We start from the raw sequence: 22,826 nt of genomic DNA on the forward strand, positions 1-22,826 counted from the left end.
CAGACGGAAACGCTGGCCATCACGGCGGCGCCCCTGGCTAATGGGTATGTGAAGGCCCGTACCGGGGACAGCACCACGGATACCGTTTATACGGGCTGGTATACAGCGGTGTATCTGCCGGAGGTGACGCCGGATACCTCCGGGACACAGCAGTCCAGCCAGCAGGGGACAGATGATGAGACAGGAGGGGAGACCTTATGAGCATGAAACGGAATATCATGATTGACGGGCAGGAGGTTCCTTTTAAGGCCTCCGCCGCTATCCCCCGGATCTACCGGATGCGGTTTCACCGGGATATTTATAAAGACCTGCGGGATCTGGAAAAGGGGATCGATAAGAACGACCCGGAGAATTCCAACCTGGACCTGTTCTCTTTGGAGATGTTTGAGAACATCGCCTATGTGATGGCGAAGCACGCCGACCCGTCCATCCCGGATACGCCGGAGGAATGGTTGGACGGGTTCAACACCTTTTCCATCTATCAGGTGCTGCCCCAGATCATTGAACTGTGGGGACTGAACACCCAGACGGATGTGCAGGCTAAAAAAAACTTCGTCCGACTGACCGGGAAATGACAACGCCGCTGTTCCTCCTGCGGTGTGTGCAGCTGGGGCTGTCTATCCGGGATCTGGATCTTTTGACCATCGGGATGGTGAATGATATGTATGTGGAGAGCCGGAACGATGAGCATAAGTATGCGGTAGTGGCCACGCAGGAGGATTTTGATAGGTTCTGATTGTTTATAGTTCTCATCCTTGCTATAATTAAGTAGGGAGAAATATCCCCTATTTTTAATGTAGAGTAGAGCAAATTGAGATGGGGAGAAAATATGATGGATATTCAAGAGTTGAGAGATGATAAAAAATTTGAAAACTGGCATGAATACGAACCGATGGATGCTCAATATGTGAGATATATTAAAACGGATCCTTCTGTATTGGCTGCAGGGCATAAAATCAATGATGTATACCATACATTTTGTGATGCAAGAGCTTCATTACTACAAGCCAATTACAAAAATTATGGAGATTTGTGTGCCGATAATGAGATCAGTAGATTATACATAAAGACGAAATTTTTAAAAGATGCTCTTATGGAATATGCAATATGTCTTGATTTGAGTTGGCAAGTGGTATGGGCTTATATTCAGCCAAGTTCTTTTGCTTATTTGGTTCAAAAGAAATATAAGGAAATGGAAAAGTTATGTACAGAAGACAATGTACATTCACAATTAAATTGTGCAATAGCACAAAATGTAGATAAAGCAAAAAGAATAAAGGACTTGATAATATGCTTTGGAGATGAAAAGACAGTCAGAGACATTAGAAGCATATATAATAGCATAAAACATCGTGGTATGATGTATTTTAAAGGTTTCTCTAAAGAAGATATATCAAAGTTTCTTTTTGATCCCAATATTGAAATGCCTCTTAAAAGAGAAACATATGATCCTAATTATATTCAGGAGTTATTATTATCGTATCACGAAAAATTTGAAGAATATTTTAATGACTTGATTTCTTTGATTATGCCGATAGATTATAAAAATAATGATATTGGGATAGTCAATTACATAAGTATTCTTGATGAAATCAAAAAAATTCAACTAGAGTAATACGTTTAAAAATCATTTAATATTTGCATAATTGTGAGGAATCCTTTGTAAAAAGCTCGGAGAAATCCGGGCTTTTTCTATGTTTATTTTCAGGAGGTGGTGACACATGGCGGGGCGGATCAAGGGTATTACGGTAGAGATCGGCGGCGATACCAGCGGTCTGGAAAAGTCGCTGAGCGCGGTGAACAATTCCATAAAGAAGACCCAGAGCCAGCTTCGGGATGTGAATAACCTTTTGAAACTGGATCCATCGAATACCATTCTTCTGGCGCAGAAGCAGGAGCTTCTGCAGTCGGCCATCGGGGATACGGAAAAGAAACTGGAAGCCCTGGAGCAGGCCCAGGAAGATGTGGCGAAAGCCTTTGAACGGGGCGATCTGGGGAAAGACCAGTACATGGCATTCCAGCGGGAAGTAGAGGAAACCAGAGGTACTCTGAACCGGTATAAGGCGGATCTTTCCGGCCTGCAGTCGGAGCAGGAACGGCTTTCTGCCAATACGGAGCGGCTGAATAAATTGGTTGCGGCTACGGGATCCAGTGTGGACGATTATGCCGATGTGCTGGGGAGCCGTCTGGTGACGGCGATCCGGAACGGGACAGCTTCTTCTGATCAGCTGAAAACCGCTGTGGAGAAGATCGGGAAAGCGGTCACCGGTGGAAAGGCGGATATCAAACAGCTGACCGCCGCCCTGGACACGGTGGATGACGGGCAGGCTGTTCAGAACCTGATTGAAGACCTGAATGGCGTGGGAGATGCCGCCCGGGACGCCGCGGATGACATTGGGGAGATTGCCCAGGCGACCAAAGGCGCCGCCCTGATGGAAGCTGCCGACCAACTATCCGTGGTTGGGGATAAGATCCAGGATGTGGGCGATAAAGCGGTATCCGCTTATGCGGAGACAGAGGCAGCGGTTTCCAAGGTGAACGCCTACTTCGGGGAGACCGGGGAGGCGGCGGAAGCCAGCGCAGAGATTGTGAAAAATGTGTACGGTTCCGGTGTGGGCCAGAGAATGGACGCCGTGGCGGAAGCGGTCATCATGGTTAAGAAAAACCTGGGTGATCTGGAGGATACGGATCTGACCAACCTGACGAAGCAGGCGCTGACGCTGGAAGAATTATACGGGATTGACATGAATGAGACCCTCCGGGGCGTCAATTCTTTGATGAAGCAGTACGGGCTGACCGCCCAGGAGGCCATGGACTATATCGTCCGGGGTACTCAGAACGGCCTGGATAAGACCAATGAGTTAGGAGACAATCTGTCCGAGTACGCCGGAAAATTTGAACAGGCAGGGTATTCCGCTTCCGAGTATTTCCAGCTTCTGCAGAACGGCCTGCAGGGAGGCGCTTACAACCTGGACAAGGTCAATGACGCCATCAATGAGGTAACCACCCGTCTGGCGGATGGAACCATCGGGGATTCCATTGACCTGTATTCCCAGAAGACCCAGTCCCTGTTCCTGGCATGGCAGAACGGGGAAGCCACCCAGAAGCAGGTAATCGATTCCATTGTGGCAGATATCGGCAGCTGTACCAGCCAGCAGGAAGCCCTGAACATGGCGGCCCAGGCCTTTGGCACCATGGCCGAGGATGGGAATCTGAAATTTATTACTTCTCTGACTTCTGTGGGAGAGACTTATGACAGCGTGGCCGGATCGGCCCAGAACCTATTCAGCCAGACACAGACGCCTATGCAGGAGATGGAAGCTAATACAAGGAAGCTGCAGCAGGCGCTGGTTCCCCTGGGGGAAAAGATCGTGGAGCTGGCCAATGTGGTGCTGCCGCCCCTGGTGGCCATTATCACGGCAGTGAGCGAAGTGTTCGGCATGCTGCCGGAGCCGGTGCAGAACTTTGTCATCATCCTTGGCGCATTGTTAGTGGCATTTACCGCGCTGACACCAGTGATCGCGGCCTTGGCGGTCTCCTTTGGGGCGCTGAACATTTCCCTGCTCCCAGTGATAGGGATTATCGCCGGGGTGGCAGCGGCCATTTCCGGGATCATTGCCATTGTGAAAAACTGGGGAGCGATCACGGAGTGGTTCGGGAATTTGTGGCAGGCGGTATCCCAGAAGCTGATGGAATTATGGAATGGAGTGGTGGTCTTTTTTACGGAGACCATCCCGGCGGCGTTCCAGACTTTCATCGGCTTTTTTTCTGCCATCCCGGACTGGTGGAGCGGCCTGTGGTCCCAGGTATCCGCGTTTTTCACGAATACCTGGAATGCGATCCTGCAGAATCCCATCGTACAGCTGGTGGTAACAACCATCACATCTCTGTGGGAAAATACGAAAAATACCTTGCAGGGGATCTGGTCGGGGATCTGCCAGATTGCCTCCGGTGCCTTTGAATTGCTGAAAAATGTGATCCTTGCTCCGGTGCTTCTGCTGATCGACCTGGTGACGGGAAATTTCTCACAGCTTGCGTCTGATGCGGCGAATATCTGGAACAATATCAAAAATGCCGCTTCCCAGATCTGGTCGGGAATCCGGCAGGTGGTGACTTCTGCGGCTTCAGGACTGAAGCAGGGCGTGGAAATGGTGCTTTCGGCCCTGTCTCAGTTCGCCTCTCAGATCTGGTCGGCGATGAAGCAGACGGCGTCTTCTGTCTGGAACGGCATCAAGACTACGGTGGTAAATATCGCATCCGCGCTGCGTGAAGCGGCGGTTTCCGCTTTCCAGCGGATGGTTTCCGGGATCGGCTCTGCCCTTTCCGGGCTGTATTCGGTTGTGAGCAATGGATTTTCTTCCGCCATTCGGTTTATTACCGGGCTGCCGGGGCAGGCGTTTCAGTGGGGCAAAGATTTTATCCAGGGACTGATCAACGGGATTTCCAGTATGATCCAGAGCGTGATCAACACAGTTTCCGGGCTGGCCGACCGGATCCGTTCCTTCCTGCACTTCTCGGCTCCGGATGAGGGGCCGCTGGCGGATTACGAGACCTGGATGCCGGACTTCATGAAGGGGCTGGCGGGCGGTATTGAGAAGAACCGGAACCTGGTGGAAAAGGCTGTGAGGGATGTGGCTTCGGATATGGTGGTTTCGCCAAAAGTGAACGGGATGGAATATGGCTATGCCGATGGTGCTTTCTCCGGCGGGAGCATGTCTGACCTGATCTCCGGGATCTCTTCCGCGGTATCGGAAGCCCTGGCAGGCTTTTCCGGCCCGCAGGGGAACATCGTGATCCCGGTGTATGTGGGAGGCACTTTACTGGATGAACTGGTAGTGACGGCGCAGGCAAGACAAAACCTGCGGTCAGGAGGGAGGTAAGCGATGGCATTTATACAGTATCTGACCTTTGACGGCACAGCCCTCCCCCTGCCGGATTCTTATGAAGTACAGATGGATGATGTGGAGGCGGATTCCGGCGGGGAGACGGAGGCAGGGACGGTACAGCGGGATGTAGTGCGCGCAGGCGTAGTGAGCATCCCGGTGACGTTTTCAGTGTCGGCAAAATGGCTGAAGACACTGACAGAGTTTAAGCAGCAGGAAAAGATCACGGTGGGATATTTTAATACAGAGACGCTGACGGTGAAGACAGCGGAGATGTATGTGGAGGGGTACAAGGCTTCTCTTGTGAAGGATACGTCCCGGAAGGGATTGTGGACGGTGAGTTTTACGCTGAGGGAGTTCTGAAAGTGTATTCTTTTTCGGGGAAAACTATGGTATATTTGAGAAAATAAATCGGAATTTCACGGAGTGATTGTAATGAATGAAAAAATATTTAAGACCCCATGCGGAGAGATCCATTATTGGATAAATATGGAGCAGGGTTCTGGAAATATTACATTGATTTTTCTGCCGGGTTTAACTGCAGATCATCGATTGTTTGAGAAGCAAATTGAATTTTTCCAGGGAAAATATAATGTATTTGTGTGGGATGCACCGGGGCATGGGAAATCATGGCCATTTAAATTTGATTTTTCATTGATGGATAAAGCAAAATGGCTTGATGATATTTTCGGATTAGAAAATATTCAGGCTCCGGTTATCATAGGGCAATCCATGGGCGGCTATGTTGGCCAGGCATATTCGGAGTTATTTCCGAACAAATTGAAAGGATTCGTTTCTATAGATTCGGCACCTCTGCAAAGAAAATATGTGACGGGAATTGAATTGTGGCTTCTGAAAAGAATGGAACCAGTATATCGATATTATCCCTGGAAGTCATTATTGAACATCGGAACAAAGGGAGTTGCTGTATCTGCGTATGGAAGAAAATTGATGCATGACATTATGATGGCCTACGATGGCGACCAAAAAAGATATGCCCAAATATCCGGTCATGGTTTCAGAATATTAGCGGAAGCAATGGAGGCCGATCTTCTATACAAAGTACAGTGTCCGGCGCAGCTGATATGCGGAGAAAAAGACCATGCGGGTTCCTGCATTCGATATAATAAAGCATGGCACAAAAATACTGGCATTCCAATAGCGTGGATAAAGAATGCAGGGCATAATTCAAATACCGATGCACCGGAAGAAGTGAATTCATTAATTGTGAAATTGATAAATACAATAAGATGAAATATATAGAATAAATTCGGTTTGCTAGACAGACAAATTCAGTATAATCAGTATTAGTTTTTAATAGTTTATTTTGTCAAGAGCATCAGTCAGAAATGGTTGGTGCTTTTTTGATGCCTGGAAACGGAAGGAGGGGTGTCCGATGTACCCGGTGAGCGAGGCGTTCCTGCAGGCGGTGCAGGGGAACACCCGGAAGTATTACTGGTCGGGGAAAATTACCACGGCAGGAGGTGTGGTGCATTCCTTTGATCAGGAGGATATCGTAAAAGGCAGCGGCTATATCACAGCCCAGTGCTGCGGCAATTCGGAGATTGAACTGGGAGCCGTGTACGCGGCGGAGATGGGGATCAGCCTGTTCCTGGATATCGACCGGTACACTTTGGAGGACGCGGAAGTGGAACTGTCCTACCACCTGCGGCTGGCGGACGGGACTTACGAAGCTGTTCCTATGGGGATCTTTGAAGTGAGCGAGGCCAATCGGACCGTCCATGTGCTGGAATTGAAGGCTTATGACAGGATGCTCCGCTTTGACCGGGCTTTCAATGGTTTTGAGACCATCGGTACTGCTTACGGGATGATGGAGCTGTGCAGTACCGCCTGCGGGGTGGAACTGGCGCAGAGCCAGACGGAGATCGAAGCGCTTCCCAACGGATCGGAACTGCTTTCCATTTACCCGGAGAATGACATTGAGACCTACCGGGATGTGCTGTATTTTACAGCGCAGGTGCTGGGCGGATTCTTCTGCATCAACCGGGAAGGGAAGCTGGAGTTTCGGCAGTACGGGGAAACTCCGGTGATGGAGATCCTGCAGAAGCACCGGTTTTCCAGCAGCTTTTCTGATTTTGTGACGCGGTACACGGCGGTCAGTTCCACCAACCTGCGGACGCAGACTTCCGAGTATTACGCGTTGGAAGAAGATGACGGACTGACTATGAACCTGGGTGTCAATCCCCTCCTGCAGTTCGGACTGGAAGAAACAAGGGCGGAGCTGTGCGGGAATATTTTGACAGCTCTGTCCGCAGTCAATTACGTGCCCTTTGATTCGGATACCATCGGGAATCCGGCGCTGGACCTGGGGGATGTGCTGACCTTCTCCGGCGGGCAGGCGGACGCCCAGCAGATTACTTGCGTGACATCCTTTACGGTCAAGATCGGCGGCAGGCAGAGCCTGAAATGCGTGGGGAAGAATCCCCGGCTTTCCCAGGCAAAGTCCAAGAACGATAAAAATATTTCCGGCCTGCTGAACCAAATTGAAGCTGGGAAGATCGGTATCCACACATTTACAAATGCCTCTGAGTATTCCATCGGCGAGACGGATGTTCGGATCATCAGTATTGAGTTCGCTTCCAAAGAGGAAAACCACGCCCAGTTCTTCGGGCAGGTAGTGGTGGACGTGGAAGCGCAGGCGGTGGAGAAATCCACCCAGGCCAGCGGTACTATCGTGATTCCGTTCCCCTCCGGAAATGTAGGAGACAGCGGCGGGGCGGCGGATACAGAAAATGGTTCTGAGGATGGCGCTGCCGGGGAAGAGACCACGGATATTTCCGTGGATGTGAGCCTGCCGGTGACCTGGACGGAGGACGGGAAGGCGGTCTGCTATGTGACCTTTGAACTGAACAACGTGGAGATCCTGCTCCATCATCCGGTGGAGACCTGGCACAGCGGGAAACACATCCTGTCTTTGTATTACCCGATTGAAAATATCGTGCCGAATATTACCAATACTTTCAACGTGTACCTGCGGATAGAGGACGGTTCCGGCAGTGTGGGGATCGGGGACTGCATCGCTTCCATCAGCGGCCAGGCCATGGCAGCCGCGGCGGCCTGGGACGGCAGGATCGACATTGAGGAATCGGCGGCATTATTCTCCATTAACAGCGGTCTTCAGGCAAGGGGCTTTACGGGGGCAGTCGATGTGGGGACGATGGAACTGGTACAGAAAAGCTATGCGGATACTATGACGGGAAGGACTGGGATCGGCGCATTCTGCCGACCGGTCACACTCACTTAAGCAACGGGAGGATTGAGATTATGGTTTTGAAAGGCGTTATGACGATCGAACTGACAGATGAGAATACCGGGGCGGTGGAGACCGTCACGGAGGAGAACATGATCACCGAGGCGGTGAACAACATCCTGGGCTTAAATCCCATGGGGATCTTTTACGCCGCCACCGGGGAGTATGATGATGCCCTGCTTTGGAACGGGAACCTTCTTCCCATCTGTCCCAACATGATCGGGGGAATCCTGCTTTTTTCCGAAACTCTGGCGGAAGATGAGGGACTGCTGTATGAGAGCTCCGACAACCTACCGGTGGCCTATGCCTCCAATGATGTGAATTCCACGGCCAACCTGGCCAGAGGAAGCCTGAACCTGACGGAGAGCATGGCGATTTCCAATGGATATAAGTTTGTCTGGGAATTTACCCCGAACCAGGGGAACGGCACCATCGCGGCGGTGGCGCTGACCAGTTCCTTCGGCGGGGAGAACGGCTTCGGCAGCCTGACCGGGGACGCCAGCGCCTTCCTGCAGCTGAAGGCGGCAGATATCGGGGCAATCCCGGATGCCAACAAGATGGTGCTGTTTGAGGCAGTGGAGCTGGATTTTGAGGACAGCCTTTTGTATTCCATCACTTTTGAGAACGCGGGCGTCCGGATCCGGAAACTTCGGATCCCGGTGTTTTCCATTGGCTTAAATGAGAAGCTGGATGATTCCACCTATACGGTGCTGGAGGATGAGGTGCTGACGCCGGAGACTTTTGAGTTCCTGGGAAGCTATACGAAGTACGGGGAGTTCCTGGACGGGCAGGACGGGTACTGGTACGGGTTTTCCAATGAGGGGAATTCTTCCGGGGACGCCCTGATGCTCTGGATCAAAATCTCCAAGACAGACTATTCCTTTACGGAAGGGCAGTGGACGCTGTCCAACGCAAAACTGATGGATGTGGGTACCCGGGCTTTTGACTCCTTCGCGGAGCGGAGCGTGAAATGCTGTATCCGGGGCGGGTATTTGTATGTGCCTGCCTATGACAAGAAGGGGATCTATAAGATCAGCCTTTCCAACTCCACGGATGTGACGCTGATCGAGTTCGGCTTTACGTCCAAGTGGAAGTCTTTGTGCGAGACCGGCTCCTGTGAGCTTTACCTGACGCTCATCGGGGATCTGATCATCGGCGGGGATTTCCAGATCACGGCGGAGGACACAGTGATCCAGACTCAGGGAAGCGTAAGGCTCAACAACGCCGCAACGCCCTTGTTCCAGTACAAGAATTTCCTGATCGGATGGGGCGGCAGCTACGGAAATGAGTATCGGACTGCTTATCTCTTGACGCCGTACCTGGCGTCCATCAACAACCTTCCCTCAGCGGTGGTGAAGACTGTGGATAAGACCATGAAGATCACTTACACGCTGACGGAACAACCCGATCCTGTGCCGTAAGGGAACGAACTGTCCTGAAAAGGGCAGGCGGCACTTTATATAGAGAAACTGACTGGCAGGCGCTCTTTTGAGGCGTCTTTTCTTATGGGAAAGCGAGGAATAAAAGCAATGAAAGAATTTTGGAACATGATCCAGATGGTATTTGCCGCGGTGGGCGGCTGGCTGGGGTATTACCTGGGCGGCTGTGACGGCCTGCTGCTGGCTTTGGTGGCTTTCGCGGCGGCGGATTATCTGACCGGCGTGATGTGCGCGGTCAGCGACCGGAAGCTGTCCAGCAATGTGGGTTTCAAAGGCATCTGCAGGAAGGTGCTGATCTTCCTTCTGGTGGGGATCGCCAACATCCTGGATGTCCATGTCATCGGCACCGGTTCGGTGCTGCGGACGGCGGTGATCTTTTTCTATATCTCCAATGAGGGCGTGAGCCTTTTAGAGAACGCGGCGCACCTGGGGCTTCCGGTGCCGGAGAAGATCAAGGCGGTGCTGGAGCAGCTCCATGACCGGGCAGAGAAAACAGAAACGGAGGAGAAATGAGATGAAGTTAGTACAGAGTATTTTAACGAAGAATCCCTGCTATACGGCGGGGAGGAAGATCACGGTGAAAGGGCTGATGCTCCATTCGGTGGGCTGTCCCCAGCCCAAGGCGTCTGTGTTTATCAGTTCCTGGAACAGCCCGTCTTATGGTAATGCCTGTGTGCATGGGTTTATTGACGGGAATGACGGGACGGTGTACCAGACCCTGCCCTGGAACCACAGGGGCTGGCACTGCGGCTCCGGCAGCAAAGGGAGCGGGAACAATACCCATATCGGGGTAGAGATGTGTGAGCCTGCCTGTATCCGGTATACGTCCGGGTCGAATTTTACCTGTTCCGACCTGTCGGCGGCAAGGGCAGTGGCGAAGCGTACTTACGAGGCAGCAGTGGAATTATTTGCTTACCTGTGTAAACAGTACAATCTGAACCCGGCCGCGGATGGCGTTGTCATCAGTCATCGGGAAGGGCACAGCCGGGGGATCGCTTCCAACCATGGGGATCCGGAGCATCTGTGGAAGGGGCTTGGCCTGGGCTATACCATGGACGGGTTCCGGAAGGATGTGAAGGCGGCTATGGGAGGGGCCGGGACAACGGAGCCGGAGAACGGCGGATGGTACCGGGTCAGGAAGTCCTGGACAGACGCAAAGTCCCAGAAAGGGGCGTTCAAAGTGCTTGCCAACGCCAGGAAGTGCGCGGATGAGAATCCGGGGTATTCGGTATACGATGAGTCTGGGAAGGCAGTCTATGGCGGCAAGGGATCCGGAGGCGGATTTTCCCCGTATCTGGTGCAGGTGTCCATTACGGATCTGAATATTCGGAAAGGACCGGGGACGAATTACGGGAAGACCGGGAAGTATACCGGGAAAGGTGTCTTTACCATTGTGGAGGAAGCGGACGGTAAGGGAGCGTCCCGCTGGGGCAAGCTGAAATCCAGCGCGGGGTGGATCTCACTGGATTACACCCGCAGGATTTAACATCTTCTCTGATAGCTTGCTGACAAGTGAAGAGGAAAGGTTAGAATATGGCCTGTCGTTATCTGTTGAAGTATACGCAGATGGCGGCAGGCCTTTTCTTTTTTCGGAAATCAAAAAATCGGGCAGGAAAACTCCTTTGAGCAGAAGAAGGAGGTGTCTGTCTTTGAAAAAAGTAGAAGTGGTGGATACGGGCCGCCTGACGGAGAAAGAGGCGAGGATGAATATGGAAAAATGCGCGGAATTTCTGGCGCGGATGATCCAGAAATATGGGGATGCGATCCTGGCGGAACTGGGAGCCGTAAAAGGGCAGGAAAACAGGGGACATGACGGAGATGCCGGCACCTATTAGGGATGCCGGCTCTTTTTTTGGGAGTCCCGCATAAAAAAGAGGGCGGATCCCTATGAATTCTGTGCGCTGACAGAAATGAAGGAACACGATACATTATAGGTACAGGCAGCCGTGTGACAACGGGAATACGAAAAGGGGGAGAGAATTTGAAGCAAAAAAAATGTTATATTTACACCCGTGTTTCCACTGCCGCCCAGACAGAAGGGTACAGCCTGGACGCCCAGCAGAAGCGGCTGAAAGATTTTGCTGAATATAAAGGGCTGGAAATTGCCGGAGAGTATTGTGACGCTGGAAAATCTGGACACAGCATCAAGGGCAGGCCTGCATTTATGGAGATGATGGATGATATTACCAGTGGCAAGGATGATATTTCCTTTGTCCTGGTATTTAAACTTTCCAGGTTTGGGCGCAATGCGGCGGATGTGCTGAAATCAATGCAGACGCTGATGGATTATGATATCGACCTGATCTGTGTGGAGGACAGCATTGACAGTTCCACCCAGGGTGGCAGGCTGACCTTGGCGATCCTTTCAGCTGTGGCGGAGATTGAACGAGAGAATATCCGGATCCAGTTCATGTCCGGGAAGATGCAGAAGGTGCTGCAGGGCGGATGGGCAGGCGGGCCGATTCCGTATGGATACCGGAGCAGGGAGGGAGAATTGGTGATAGAGCCTTCAGAAGCAGAGGTCATCCGTCTGATCTATGAAAAGTATCTGGAACCGCCGATGAAGCTGAACGGTGTTGTCCGCTGGCTGAATAGCCATGGATACCAGCGTATTTCCCAGGAAACTATCCGTCCCTTCAATAGTGATTTTGTATCCCGTATCTTGAACAATCCTTTTTATTGCGGGAAGATCGTTTATTACCGCAGAGCGAATAAGGGAAGCTCGGATCCAAAGCAGGAGATTGTGGTCCAGGGGAAACATGAGGCTATTGTGACAGAGAAGATTTGGGAACAGGCTCAGGAAAAACGGGGACAGTTGGCCAGGGTAAAAGGGAAACGGGATGAAGAGGATCGGATTAGCTTGCTGTCAGGATTGGTAAAATGTCCAGTCTGCGGGGGCGGGCTTATCAGTAAGAAGAATAAAAGTTTGAACCATAACTATGGGGGATATTATAAAACCGTTTATTCCTATGGGTGCAGAAATTACAGGACATCGGAAGGGCGTGTGTGCAGCTTTTGCCATACCTATAACCAGGAAAGGCTGGATGCGGCCGTGATGGAAGTTATCCAGAAGGTTACCGGGACGGAAGAATTCCGGACGGCTTTTGCCAGGACAGTCGGGAATCAGATGTCTGAGGAAGCGGTGGAAACACAGCTGAAGATGCTCCGGAAAGAGATGCATCACCAGGAGCATGTGAAATATAAATTGGGGATGGAGCTGGACCATCTGGACGTGCTGGCAGAAAGTTATGATCAGCAATATGAAAAATTACAGGCAGAGGTGGACGCGGCATATGACAGGATCGGTCGGATCGAGGATAAGATAGAGAAGCTAAAGCATAAACTGCTGAGGATGAAGCAGGGCATCCATTCCTCTGATAATATCTGCCTGATCCTGAATCATTTTGACAGACTGTATGAAAAAATGAACTATGAAGAGCGCCGGACGCTGTGCCGGCAGTTTATCCAGAGGATTGAAGTATTTCCGGAAAAAGGGGATGACAAGAGGATCCTGAAAAGTATTACTTTCCGTTTCCCCGTTTATTTTGATCTGGGCGGGAATCAGGAAGAGGATGATGAGGATACCCCGGATGAGATGGTAGTCTTTACGCTGGACTGTTCCCGTCTTCCGGTAACGGCGGCAGAGTCCAAAGCCACTTATGCGGAGATAAAAGCCCACGTTCTGAGGATACATGGATTAAAGGTTTCCAGTTTGTATATTGCCCAGGTAAAGCGGAAATATGGCATCGAGATGGGGACAGCTTACAATAAGCCGGAGAAAAATAAGAATCATATCCCGAGATGTCCGAAGGAAAAAGAACTGGCAATCCTGGACGCATTGAAAACTTACCGGATGATACCGGAATCAACAGAATATTTTGAGGAGGCGGCAGAGTGAGAAAACAGAAATGTTATATTTATATGAGGGTGTCCACGGCCATGCAGGTAGAGGGTTATAGCCTTGAGGCACAGAAAGACCGGCTGACGAAATTTGCCCAGTTCCAGGATATGGAGATTGTCCGGGAATACTGTGACGCCGGAAAATCTGGAAAGAATATCACCGGCAGGCCGGAATTTTCCCGGATGCTCCAGGATGTGGCGGAGGAGAAGGACGGCGTTTCCTATATTCTGGTCTTTAAACTCTCACGGTTTGGGCGCAATGCGGCGGATGTGCTCAACTCACTCCAATATATCCAGGATTACGGAGTGAATCTGATCTGCGTGGAGGATGGCATTGACTCTTCCAAAGATTCCGGCAAGCTGACCATTACAGTCCTGTCAGCGGTGGCGGAGATTGAAAGAGAGAATATCCTGGTTCAGACTATGGAAGGCCGGAAACAGAAGGCCAGGGAGGGAAAGTGGAATGGCGGGCAGGCGCCTTTTGGATATGAACTGGATTCAAAAAACAGTACGTTGATTGTGAACCCGGAGGAAGCGGAGATTGTCCGGATCATCTTTGACCAGTTTACCCGGACGGAGGCCGGAGCTGATTCCATCTGTAAATATCTGAACCAGCATGGATATACAAAGAAGCGGCTCCGGGATCAGGAGGTCAGTTACTTTTCCAGAAGCACGATTCTGAAGATACTGGATAATCCGGTTTATGTAGGGAAGATTGCTTACGGGAAAAATAAGACGGAAAAGGTGAAGGGAACAAGGGATCAATATTGCCGGGTGAAGCAGGATGAGTATCTTTTGGCGGATGGATTGCACGATGCGATCATCGATGAGGAAACTTGGGAAGCCGCCAAAGAGAAACGGAAGCGGACGGGTGTCAGATGGGTTAAGACTCACAGCCTGGATCATGAGCATATCTTATCGGGGCTGATTAAATGTCCGCTCTGCGGGGGTGGCATGAGCGGTACCGTGCAGAGAAGGAAAAATAAAAAGACTGGGGAATATAAAGATACATTTTACTACCGCTGCCATCACCGGAAACGAGTTGACGGGCATATCTGTGATTATAAGCCTATGCTTAATCAGAAAGTCTTCAATGCAGAGATTGAGGAATTTATCCGGTATATGGCGGGAGGGGAGAAGTTCAAGGAATTCCTGATGGAAAAACTGGAAGAAAAGGTGGATGTTTCTTCTTTGGAGGAAGAAAAAAAGCAGCTTGCCGGTCAGCTCCAACAGGCTCAGGGATCCAGAAAGAAACTGGTACAGATGCTGGAACGTCTGGATCCGGGCGATAAGCATTATGACAGGAAGTACCAGGATATGCAGGAGCGGATGGATAATCTTTATGACCGAATTGCAGAACTGGAAGAAGCAATTACTGATGTGGAGACAAAGATCGGGGCTTCATATGGAAAACAAGTCACAGGGAAAAAGATATACCAATTCCTTCTGGATTTTGATATATTATATGGTAAAATGACGGATCTGGAAAAAAAGGAGTTCATGAGGACATTTATTGAATCCATTGAACTGGATCCGGATGAAAAAGATATGGGACGCATTATCAAGCATATTGATCTGACGTTTCCAGTATACTACGATGGACAGGAAGGCGACCGAATTCGTATGCCCAAAGAAAACACAGTCGAGACAGTTGTCTTGATGTCAAAAGTCAAAGAATAAGATAGCGAAAAAGTGTAGAAAACAAGGGATTTCCGGGAGTCGGGGCTTGTCAGAGGACAGGTTTTGGCTCCCGGATTTTTTCGTTTTATGGGTAAGTGGGAACTGGTCTACTGTGAAAAATGGCGGAGAGTTGAGTGGTTGATTTTGATATTGGGGGTGTTGAGTTGACAGGTTGGATAAAAGAGGTGTCGAGTTGACAGGATTGTTAAATCAGATAAAACTTGCAATTCTTTTTATATTCGATTAATATGCGACTACCTTGAAAATGCGTATGAAAAGTGCCGTTGACTTTTCCCTTGGGGCAAAGTTTATACTGGTACTGGAAAGGAGGCCTATTATATGTTGACGATTGGAGAATTTTCGAGTATATGCCGAGTATCCACAAAAACACTTCGGTATTATGCAGAAATAGGATTGATACTTCCAGAAGAAATCAATCCAGAAAATGGGTATCGTTATTATTCTATTAATCAGTTGGAGACGATGCTGTTTATTAATCGGCTGAAAGCGTATCATTTTTCGTTGGAAGAGATTAAGGCAATTCTTGAGTCAGAGGAGGCAATGGATGACAAACTATATGCGGCCCTTAGTAAAAAGAAAAAAGAGATTTCAATGCAAATGATGATGTATAAAAATATGTTGGAGCAGATAGATGCTGATATGTCTGCCATAAGAAAGGGCAAGTCGATTATGTCATATATGGAAGATATTGGTATAGAACTGGTGGAGGTGCCAAAGATGTATCTTCTGTCCATACGAAAGATGATTCAGGAACAGGATTTTCCTGATGAGTATGGGTATTGCTTTGAAAAGCTGTTTAAGAAAATGAAGGAAAAGAACCTGACAGCATCCGCTCCACCAATGGTTTTATTCCATAGTGATGAATATAGTCCATTTGGACTGGATACAGAATTTGCTGTCCCAATCAACGAGTATGCAACGGGAACAAGGGATTTTTATCCTGGACTTTGTTTGAAAACTGTTGTGCATGGTTCCTACTCTCAGCTCTCTTCTGTTTATGCGAAGCAAATTGAATGGGCAGAAAAAGAAGGGTACGAAAATTGTAATGCACTTTATGAAGTTTATGTAACAAGTCCTTCGGAGGTTTTGCAGGAGAGCGATTTCATTACAGAGGTCTATTATCCAGTAAAAAAGATATTAAAAAAATAAAGCAGAAAAAATGCGTTTACAAATAGGTTAAAGGAAAGGAGATATCATGGATCAGAAAAGAATTAGAGAACTCGAACAAAAAATCAGCACTGATTATGGGAATACCACAGGTGTGGCGGTATTAAAAGAAGGAAAATTGGTATATGAAAAATATTTCAAGGGATGTACAAGAGAAAGCCAGGTTCATGTTTATTCTGTAACAAAAAGTATTATTTCAATACTGATTGGGATTGCAGTAGATAGAGGATATATCCAAAGTGTTGATCAGAAAGTGCTGGATTTTTTCCCTGGATACATAGTAAGAAAGAGAGAAAACACCATCCAAAATATCACAGTCAAGGATATGCTGACAATGACAGCACCTTATAAGTATCGTTTTTTTTGCTCCATATGTGAAATATTTTACTAGTGAGGATTGGGTGAAATTTTCTTTAGACCAGCTAGGGGGCCGGGGGAAGATCGGAACATTCCGATATGCACCTCTGATTGGTCCGGATATTTTTTCAGGAATATTAGTAAAAGCAACAGGGCAGTCAGTATTTGAGTTTGCAGATGAAAATTTATTTTCACCATTAGAAATTCATGTAGATGGAGATTTGATGTTTAAAAGCAAGGAGGAACAACTGGCATTTAATGAATCTATAGATACCAGCGGATGGGTACGGGACTCATTAGGGATTCATACAGCGGGTTGGGGACTTACACTTTCCCCTATGGATATGGCAAAAATTGGTCAGTTATATTTGAATAAAGGCATATGGAACGGAAAACGAATTGTATCAGAAAAATGGGTGGAAGAAAGTACGAGAGAGCATAGCCGATGGAAGAAACATGATTTATCGTATGGATATTTATGGTGGGTAAATGAAGATGGTTATGCAGCGATGGGGGATGGAGGAAATATAATTTATGTGAATACAAAAGATAAAATAGTTGTGTCATCTTCTGCGCTTTTTGTGCCAAAGATAAGGGATAGGATAGACTTAATCAAAACATATATTGAACCAATATTTAGATAGACTGAGAATAAACTTGCTATTCAGGGCATTCTACGGTAAACTAAAAAACCCTACATTATAACACCAGACTTATAAAATATGACATAATGAGGGATGGAGGTGCGTTGAATGAATACATATAAGACAATAGACATAGCAAGGATAATCGGCATACATGTAAATACGGTACGTTTATATGAAAAGTGCGGTTTAATTCCAAAACCAGAGCGGTTAGAGAATGGTTACCGGGTATTTACTGACCTGCATATCGAACAATTTAAATTAGCGCGGGCGGCTCTCCAGGTGGAAGTTCTTCAAAATGGACTTCGTAAACAAGCGGTTGACATTATTAAGGTTTCTGCTTTGAGGAATTATGAGAAAGCTATGGAATTGACCAGGCGATACATTGCTCAGATAGACATCGAAAAAGCCAATGCAGAAGAAGCGATACGGATTACCCATAGTATTTTATCGGGTATGAGTGAAAGCAATGTTGGAGTGCAGAGGACATATAGAAGAAAGGAAGCAGCAGATATATTAGGGGTAACGATCGATACATTAAGAAATTGGGAGCTGAATGGTCTGTTTACCATCAAGCGAACTGAAAACAGATACCGAGTGTACACAGAAGAAGATATGCTTCGCTTGAAAATTATACGCTCTCTTCGTTGTGCAAACTATTCTCTCTCTGCTATTTTAAGAATGCTTCAGGCCTTATCGGATGATCCGCAAACTAATATCCGAATAGCTATTAATACACCAAAGGAAGATGATGATATCATAAGGGCTTGCGATAAGCTATTGACTTCATTGAATGAGGCAAAAAACAATGCTTTTTATGTAACTTGTCAGATTGAGAAGATGAAAAAAATATCAGAATAAAAACCCTACAGTTACCCACCATAGTTGGATTGGATGCTAATCTTTATTTCAGAATTAAAATAAGGAGGCATACGAAATGGAAAAAACAATCCAAATTTCCGGGCTGAGTAAATCTTATGATGGAAAGAAAGTGATTGAGAATCTCAGCTTCTCAGTTGCTGCGGGTGAAGTGTACGGTCTGCTTGGAGCAAATGGCGTAGGCAAGAGTACTACAATAGAATGTATCCTTGGGACAAAGAAAGCGGATTCGGGAACGGTTCGCATTTTGGGGCTAGACCCGTGGACGGAGCGAAAGCAACTTTTTAAGCAGGTTGGGGTACAGTTCCAGGAAGCAAATTATCCAGACAAGATCAAGGTAAAAGAATTGTGTGAGGAAACGATCTGCCTTTATAGGTATCCACTGGCATATAAAGAGTTGCTGCACAAATTTGGTCTGGCAGATAAGGAAAACGCTTTTGTAAACGAGTTATCTGGAGGTCAGAAGCAAAGATTATTCATTGTGTTGTCTCTTATCCCTAATCCTAGGGTGGTCTTTTTGGATGAGCTTACCACAGGGCTTGATACAAAAGCGAGAAGAGGTGTTTGGAAAAGCCTGCAGGAGTTAAAGAAACATGGCCTGACAATATTTCTGTCTTCTCATTTCATGGACGAGGTGGAAATTCTCTGTGACCGGATTGGTATCCTGAAGGATGGCGGATTCGCCTTTGAAGGGACTGTGGAAGAAGCGGTGGCATTAAGTCCCTATGAGAAATTGGAAGATGCGTATTTGTGGTTTACTGGAGAGGAGGAAGAAGACAATGAATAAATTTTTTACAATGTTGAAAACAGAACTGAAGTTATCCTTCCGGGGAATGGACATGGTTATTTTTGCTCTCTGTATGCCGGTAGTGGTTGCTGTAATTTTGGGAGTCATTTATGGAGCAAAAACAGCGGCTCCCGAAGTAAAATATACCTTTTTGGAACAGTCCTTCGGGGCATTATCGACCATTGCGATTTGTGCAGGTGGTGTGATGGGGCTTCCGCTGTTGATTTCCGATTATCGTCAGAAAAAGATATTAAAAAGATATAAAGTTACGCCTACAAGTCCGGCATTTCTGCTCGCAGTGTGGGTGACGATTTATGCAATCTACTCGTTGCTGTCCTTGTGCCTTGTTTTTGGAGTTTTGTCCATCTTTTTTGGATGCAGGTTCAACGGATCGATAGGAATTTTCTTGTTCATGTATCTTCTGGTGATGTTTTCGATGTTCAGCATCGGACTTATGGTAGGAGGTGTTGCGCCTGATACGAAAACAGCCAGTGTGGCTGCCAGCCTCCTGTATTTTCCGATGCTCATTTTTTCAGGGGCAACCTTACCTTATGAAGTGATGCCGTCTGCATTGCAGAAAATTGCAGATGTTTTGCCTTTGACACAGGGAATTAAGTTGCTGAAAGCAACTTCGTTGGGCCTACCGTTAGAATCAGTCTGGTTTCCAATTGCAATCATGGCGGTGGTCACAGTGGTCTGTGGAGGTATTGCCATACGTTTTTTCAAATGGGAATAGATACGGAATTTGTATTTAACTTTCTAATGACAATTTAAATTGCCACCTACCAAAGTACGAGAGTCGTTTGACTCTCGTATAATGTGAAGTTTTATAATGAAGAGCAGGTGGTTTCTTTGTTAAAATAGGACAATTTTCAGTCCTATTTCAAATCAGTATCTACATGTTGAGGCATTATAATGAAATTGGTCTGTTGATTCCGGAGCAGGTAGATGAGCTTATAGGGTTACAGATATTACAGTGAAGGGCTGCCGCTAATTGCGGGGAAGATACAGGCATTGAAAAGTATGGACCTGAGTCTGAATTTGATTAAGGAAATATAGACAAAGTATTTGGACAACAAAGGTTTAAAAATTATTTTGAACTCCAGGCTATAGAGCAAAAAGAGAAGATAAAATAGAAACTGCAATTTTGTTCTTATGATTTTAGCGGCACAGCGAGGTGAGTATGTGGGAAAGCTGATTGTACTTTCGTTGGATGAATCAGAAAAAATTATATATGACAAAATAATGAAAATCGTAGGAGAATCAGATATTTGTGTGGATAAAACATTATTAAAAGAGCAGGAACCAATGCGAATCGGCGAATTATATATTCAGTCGGAGCAGCATAAAGTTTTGAAACGAGATCAGGAAGTGAGACTGACAAATATTGAGTTCCGAATTCTATATGTACTGGCTCTTCATCAAGGTAGCATTCTTTCTAAAGAACAAATTTATAACTTCGTCTGGAATGGGGAGTATCTCCGGGATGACAGCAACATCACTTCCCATATCCGCCGCCTTCGAAAGAAAATTGAAGATGACCCTAGCCGGCCTGAGTATATCCAGACTGTACGAGGGGTTGGTTATCGAATGAATATGGTAAAAAAGGAATAGGCAGTGTTCTGAAGCGTAACGCTTGGAATGCTGCCTATTCCTTTTTTAGGAACGAGTAGGGTTTGGTATGGTGTAATATCTGCGGATATATTAATAATAATTAGCAGACTGGAGGAATGGAATATGCAGAACAAAGTATGGGAACAGGTTGGATGTTTTTTGAATAAGCTTCGTTGTGAAAATGTGACGAGGGACACCGCAGTTGAGGTGCCGGGATATAGAGATACACAGCAGGAATTAGAGGAGATGCGTGAAACGTGTGAGGAGATAGTTCGTAGTCTTCCTGAAGATCAGTGGCAAACGCTGTTGGAGTGGATGGCAAAGCTGGAAGATATGAATTCTATGGAGGGGCAGAAGGCATACTGTCAAGGATATGTAGACTGCATCCTTCTATTAAGCGGTCTGGGACTTTTCCGGCAGGAGATATCTCCAGAGGAATTGATTAAACAGATACAGTGACGAAAAGGCTCATTTTTGCAGGAGGATTCCGGTGCAGGGATGAGCCTTGAAAATTACAGGAAAAATGTGATGTAAACACCGCCTGAATACCGCCTTTATCTGTTACTCTGAATCTGAAGGCATTTCACTCTCGGACAGCAACGCTTCTGTGGTGGCAAGGATGACACGGAGTTGCCCTTCATCACAGCGTGTAAGTAGACGCTCAATCTGCTGATATGTAGTATTGGTCAGATTCTCGTTTGGATAGATAACAGTATCTGCTGACAGGTTGAAGTAGCGGATTACTTTTTCGAAGACATCGTAGCTCGGATTGTTCCGGAAGCGCTCCAGGTCTTTGAGATATGGTAAAGAAATATCCAGTATTTCAGCTAATTCTGCTTGTGTGAGTTTTTTATCCATTCGTGCATTTTTCAGCACGATGCCGAACTGTCTTGGATGAATAGCCATGATATCACCTCCTGTAAGTATGTTAGTGCCATACCTTTGAAAAGTAAAAATGGCGATACAAGACTTTTTGAGAATGGTACAACCATACTTGCTGGAAGAATGGAGATGTTTTTGATGGATAGAGGAGTGGTTTTACGGTTAAAAAAATTCAGGCAGTATCCGTAGAGAACTGCACCATCAATAGTATGGAAGAGCCATACTTCCACAAAATTATTATCTCACATAGGGAAAAGGCGTGAATGCAGTGGTGTCTGCAGGAACGCCTTTTCCCTATTTTGTATTTCAGGGAGTATGGGACACGGGAAAGGAGTGAGGAAGAAATGGGACCATAGAAATAATAGTCAGTTATATGAATACATGAGATAGAGTGCCATTGGAAGAGATTGGACGGTGGAAAATACAGATTGTTATGAAAGGAACATAAGAATGATAGAAACGGATTTATTTGATTTTGCTTATGTGCCGGACTGGTACGGACAATTGGATGAGTTGTCGAAACTGGCTCTGCCGGAGCCATGGCGGTTCAAGAAGCCAATTTATAAGACGAAAAATGAGGATACCCCCATACTGGAGCGGTACATACATATTGTTTTCCGAAAGCAGAGCATTGATTTTAATTCAGAAAGGGATGCCAGGAAAGCGGCAGGTTATTTTCATGTGGAAAATGAGTGTGCCTGTTTTCATACAGGATTATACACATCCCGATACAAAGGGATTTATGCCTGCTTTGATCGGAACCATAAAAAGACTTCGATGAAAGATTGGTACTTCAGGGGATTCTGCGATGAACTGTCACCGTTTCTGAAATATGTGCAGCCATTGCCGCAGATGCCCTCCTACTATATGGCGCAGAACGGCGCAGGTTTTCAACCAGACTGGCCTATCAGGGTCAACGTGGAACACATATTGGGAGACACAGAAAATCTGGAGCGTATTCCAGCGAAAATCCGTAAAGCCAGGAATCTGCCACTTTTATTTGAAACGGCAGTGGAACTTGGCAGGAGAAAGACAGTAGTTGAGCCGGGGCTTATAGTGCCGCAAGGGTATCAGGGAAAGATGCAGTATCTTCTCCCGATATATCTGACGAATGAGAAAAAGCCTGATCTTGCCCTGACACTGACAGTTATGGAAGGATATTATTTGGGTAATACATGCCTGACACTGGAAATGGCTTATTTGAATGCCAGAGTAATATCAAGGCCGATAGCTCCCTGGCTGACAGAACTTGTAAAATAAAAGGAATCAAGATGATTCATATACTCCCTACCCCTGAATGCC

At 47.2% G+C, this 22,826-nt stretch carries 24 protein-coding genes and 1 pseudogene; 24 read left to right on the plus strand and 1 reads right to left on the minus strand.

The genetic code is table 11. The features are described from left to right. The 23 genes and pseudogenes from FGQ85_RS18755 to FGQ85_RS05670 form a co-directional block, all read left to right on the plus strand. Positions 1 to 201 (plus strand): annotated as a pseudogene (locus FGQ85_RS18755) (hypothetical protein); the annotation flags it as partial. After that, positions 198 to 575, plus strand: a complete 378-nt coding sequence (locus FGQ85_RS05575) for a hypothetical protein (RefSeq protein ID WP_138372881.1) — start codon at positions 198 to 200, stop codon at positions 573 to 575. The pseudogene FGQ85_RS18755 and the gene FGQ85_RS05575, both read left to right, overlap by 4 nt. Further along, entirely contained in the window at positions 572 to 736 is a 165-nt protein-coding gene (locus tag FGQ85_RS18300; protein ID WP_166430228.1) for a hypothetical protein, read from the plus strand. Before FGQ85_RS05575 ends, FGQ85_RS18300 begins: the two co-directional genes overlap by 4 nt. 96 nt (positions 737 to 832) lie before the next feature. Continuing rightward, the gene (locus FGQ85_RS05580) at positions 833 to 1,615 is read left to right on the plus strand and encodes a hypothetical protein (protein ID WP_138372882.1); all 783 of its coding nucleotides are present in this window, start codon (positions 833 to 835) and stop codon (positions 1,613 to 1,615) included. A gap of 106 nt (positions 1,616 to 1,721) precedes the next feature. Further along, positions 1,722 to 4,880, plus strand: coding sequence for a phage tail tape measure protein (locus FGQ85_RS05585; RefSeq protein WP_138372883.1), 3,159 nt, complete (start codon positions 1,722 to 1,724; stop codon positions 4,878 to 4,880). Between the two features lie 3 nt (positions 4,881 to 4,883). After that, on the plus strand, positions 4,884 to 5,246 hold the full coding sequence (locus tag FGQ85_RS05590) for a hypothetical protein (RefSeq protein ID WP_087169089.1): 363 nt from the start codon (positions 4,884 to 4,886) through the stop codon (positions 5,244 to 5,246). Between the two features lie 72 nt (positions 5,247 to 5,318). Then, positions 5,319 to 6,137 carry an alpha/beta hydrolase gene (locus tag FGQ85_RS05595; RefSeq protein WP_087169088.1) on the plus strand — a complete coding sequence of 273 codons (819 nt, stop codon included), beginning with the start codon at positions 5,319 to 5,321 and terminating at the stop codon, positions 6,135 to 6,137. Between the two features lie 142 nt (positions 6,138 to 6,279). After that, entirely contained in the window at positions 6,280 to 8,148 is a 1,869-nt protein-coding gene (locus FGQ85_RS05600) for a hypothetical protein (RefSeq protein WP_138372884.1), read from the plus strand. Positions 8,149 to 8,168: 20 nt separating this feature from the next. Continuing rightward, positions 8,169 to 9,575 (plus strand): hypothetical protein, encoded by a 1,407-nt coding sequence (locus tag FGQ85_RS05605; protein ID WP_138372885.1) that lies wholly within the window; start codon positions 8,169 to 8,171, stop codon positions 9,573 to 9,575. A gap of 108 nt (positions 9,576 to 9,683) precedes the next feature. Continuing rightward, entirely contained in the window at positions 9,684 to 10,106 is a 423-nt protein-coding gene (locus FGQ85_RS05610) for a phage holin family protein (protein ID WP_138372953.1), read from the plus strand. Position 10,107: 1 nt separating this feature from the next. Continuing rightward, positions 10,108 to 11,079 (plus strand): peptidoglycan recognition family protein, encoded by a 972-nt coding sequence (locus FGQ85_RS05615; RefSeq protein ID WP_138372886.1) that lies wholly within the window; start codon positions 10,108 to 10,110, stop codon positions 11,077 to 11,079. A gap of 163 nt (positions 11,080 to 11,242) precedes the next feature. Continuing rightward, complete coding sequence (locus FGQ85_RS05620; RefSeq protein WP_138372887.1) at positions 11,243 to 11,428, plus strand: hypothetical protein; 186 nt, start codon at positions 11,243 to 11,245, stop codon at positions 11,426 to 11,428. 146 nt (positions 11,429 to 11,574) lie between these two features. After that, positions 11,575 to 13,491, plus strand: a complete 1,917-nt coding sequence (locus FGQ85_RS05625) for a recombinase family protein (protein WP_138372888.1) — start codon at positions 11,575 to 11,577, stop codon at positions 13,489 to 13,491. Beyond that, positions 13,488 to 15,173 (plus strand): recombinase family protein, encoded by a 1,686-nt coding sequence (locus FGQ85_RS05630; protein ID WP_138372889.1) that lies wholly within the window; start codon positions 13,488 to 13,490, stop codon positions 15,171 to 15,173. The genes FGQ85_RS05625 and FGQ85_RS05630 overlap by 4 nt, the downstream gene beginning before the upstream one ends. A 339-nt stretch (positions 15,174 to 15,512) precedes the next feature. Beyond that, positions 15,513 to 16,343 carry a MerR family transcriptional regulator gene (locus tag FGQ85_RS05635; protein WP_087314803.1) on the plus strand — a complete coding sequence of 277 codons (831 nt, stop codon included), beginning with the start codon at positions 15,513 to 15,515 and terminating at the stop codon, positions 16,341 to 16,343. Between the two features lie 46 nt (positions 16,344 to 16,389). Further along, on the plus strand, positions 16,390 to 16,752 hold the full coding sequence (locus tag FGQ85_RS19115; protein ID WP_347563053.1) for a serine hydrolase: 363 nt from the start codon (positions 16,390 to 16,392) through the stop codon (positions 16,750 to 16,752). A 10-nt stretch (positions 16,753 to 16,762) separates the two neighbouring features. Then, the gene (locus FGQ85_RS19120; protein WP_347563054.1) at positions 16,763 to 17,362 is read left to right on the plus strand and encodes a hypothetical protein; all 600 of its coding nucleotides are present in this window, start codon (positions 16,763 to 16,765) and stop codon (positions 17,360 to 17,362) included. A gap of 108 nt (positions 17,363 to 17,470) precedes the next feature. Then, positions 17,471 to 18,223, plus strand: coding sequence for a MerR family transcriptional regulator (locus tag FGQ85_RS05645; RefSeq protein WP_087314807.1), 753 nt, complete (start codon positions 17,471 to 17,473; stop codon positions 18,221 to 18,223). Positions 18,224 to 18,299: 76 nt separating this feature from the next. After that, positions 18,300 to 19,028, plus strand: coding sequence for an ABC transporter ATP-binding protein (locus tag FGQ85_RS05650; protein ID WP_087314809.1), 729 nt, complete (start codon positions 18,300 to 18,302; stop codon positions 19,026 to 19,028). Beyond that, positions 19,021 to 19,764 (plus strand): ABC transporter permease, encoded by a 744-nt coding sequence (locus tag FGQ85_RS05655; RefSeq protein WP_087314811.1) that lies wholly within the window; start codon positions 19,021 to 19,023, stop codon positions 19,762 to 19,764. Before FGQ85_RS05650 ends, FGQ85_RS05655 begins: the two co-directional genes overlap by 8 nt. A 157-nt stretch (positions 19,765 to 19,921) precedes the next feature. Continuing rightward, on the plus strand, positions 19,922 to 20,008 hold the full coding sequence (locus FGQ85_RS18760) for a hypothetical protein (RefSeq protein WP_242963639.1): 87 nt from the start codon (positions 19,922 to 19,924) through the stop codon (positions 20,006 to 20,008). Positions 20,009 to 20,213: 205 nt separating this feature from the next. After that, complete coding sequence (locus FGQ85_RS05665) at positions 20,214 to 20,642, plus strand: winged helix-turn-helix domain-containing protein (RefSeq protein WP_237966220.1); 429 nt, start codon at positions 20,214 to 20,216, stop codon at positions 20,640 to 20,642. Between the two features lie 123 nt (positions 20,643 to 20,765). Further along, positions 20,766 to 21,101, plus strand: a complete 336-nt coding sequence (locus FGQ85_RS05670; RefSeq protein WP_087314815.1) for a hypothetical protein — start codon at positions 20,766 to 20,768, stop codon at positions 21,099 to 21,101. A 102-nt stretch (positions 21,102 to 21,203) separates the two neighbouring features. On the opposite strand, the gene FGQ85_RS05675 is transcribed toward FGQ85_RS05670, so the two are convergent. After that, positions 21,204 to 21,548 carry a helix-turn-helix transcriptional regulator gene (locus FGQ85_RS05675; RefSeq protein ID WP_005947561.1) on the minus strand — a complete coding sequence of 115 codons (345 nt, stop codon included), beginning with the start codon at positions 21,546 to 21,548 and terminating at the stop codon, positions 21,204 to 21,206. A gap of 426 nt (positions 21,549 to 21,974) precedes the next feature. Here FGQ85_RS05675 and FGQ85_RS05680 point away from each other — a divergent pair, with 426 nt between their 5' ends. Further along, complete coding sequence (locus tag FGQ85_RS05680; RefSeq protein WP_087314817.1) at positions 21,975 to 22,784, plus strand: DUF3825 domain-containing protein; 810 nt, start codon at positions 21,975 to 21,977, stop codon at positions 22,782 to 22,784. The last annotated feature ends 42 nt before the right edge of the window (positions 22,785 to 22,826 follow it).

The sequence above is a fragment of the Pseudoflavonifractor sp. BSD2780061688st1 E11 genome, from assembly GCF_005844125.1.
Classification (GTDB): Bacteria; Bacillota; Clostridia; order Lachnospirales; family Lachnospiraceae; genus Sellimonas; species Sellimonas catena.

What these genes read in the sequence shown, in the direction of transcription:
- FGQ85_RS05575 (WP_138372881.1), top strand. Translation starts at nt 198, where the DNA reads ATGAGCATGAAACGGAATATCATGATTGACGGGCAGGAGGTTCCTTTT.
- FGQ85_RS05650 (WP_087314809.1), top strand. Translation starts at nt 18,300, where the DNA reads ATGGAAAAAACAATCCAAATTTCCGGGCTGAGTAAATCTTATGATGGA.
- FGQ85_RS05655 (WP_087314811.1), top strand. Translation starts at nt 19,021, where the DNA reads ATGAATAAATTTTTTACAATGTTGAAAACAGAACTGAAGTTATCCTTC.
- FGQ85_RS05595 (WP_087169088.1), top strand. Translation starts at nt 5,319, where the DNA reads ATGAATGAAAAAATATTTAAGACCCCATGCGGAGAGATCCATTATTGG.
- FGQ85_RS05645 (WP_087314807.1), top strand. Translation starts at nt 17,471, where the DNA reads ATGAATACATATAAGACAATAGACATAGCAAGGATAATCGGCATACAT.
- FGQ85_RS05675 (WP_005947561.1), bottom strand. Translation starts at nt 21,548, where the DNA reads ATGGCTATTCATCCAAGACAGTTCGGCATCGTGCTGAAAAATGCACGA.
- FGQ85_RS05585 (WP_138372883.1), top strand. Translation starts at nt 1,722, where the DNA reads ATGGCGGGGCGGATCAAGGGTATTACGGTAGAGATCGGCGGCGATACC.
- FGQ85_RS18300 (WP_166430228.1), top strand. Translation starts at nt 572, where the DNA reads ATGACAACGCCGCTGTTCCTCCTGCGGTGTGTGCAGCTGGGGCTGTCT.
- FGQ85_RS05590 (WP_087169089.1), top strand. Translation starts at nt 4,884, where the DNA reads ATGGCATTTATACAGTATCTGACCTTTGACGGCACAGCCCTCCCCCTG.
- FGQ85_RS05610 (WP_138372953.1), top strand. Translation starts at nt 9,684, where the DNA reads ATGAAAGAATTTTGGAACATGATCCAGATGGTATTTGCCGCGGTGGGC.
- FGQ85_RS05680 (WP_087314817.1), top strand. Translation starts at nt 21,975, where the DNA reads ATGATAGAAACGGATTTATTTGATTTTGCTTATGTGCCGGACTGGTAC.
- FGQ85_RS05615 (WP_138372886.1), top strand. Translation starts at nt 10,108, where the DNA reads ATGAAGTTAGTACAGAGTATTTTAACGAAGAATCCCTGCTATACGGCG.
- FGQ85_RS05605 (WP_138372885.1), top strand. Translation starts at nt 8,169, where the DNA reads ATGGTTTTGAAAGGCGTTATGACGATCGAACTGACAGATGAGAATACC.
- FGQ85_RS05635 (WP_087314803.1), top strand. Translation starts at nt 15,513, where the DNA reads ATGTTGACGATTGGAGAATTTTCGAGTATATGCCGAGTATCCACAAAA.
- FGQ85_RS05670 (WP_087314815.1), top strand. Translation starts at nt 20,766, where the DNA reads ATGCAGAACAAAGTATGGGAACAGGTTGGATGTTTTTTGAATAAGCTT.
- FGQ85_RS19115 (WP_347563053.1), top strand. Translation starts at nt 16,390, where the DNA reads ATGGATCAGAAAAGAATTAGAGAACTCGAACAAAAAATCAGCACTGAT.
- FGQ85_RS05600 (WP_138372884.1), top strand. Translation starts at nt 6,280, where the DNA reads ATGTACCCGGTGAGCGAGGCGTTCCTGCAGGCGGTGCAGGGGAACACC.
- FGQ85_RS05580 (WP_138372882.1), top strand. Translation starts at nt 833, where the DNA reads ATGGATATTCAAGAGTTGAGAGATGATAAAAAATTTGAAAACTGGCAT.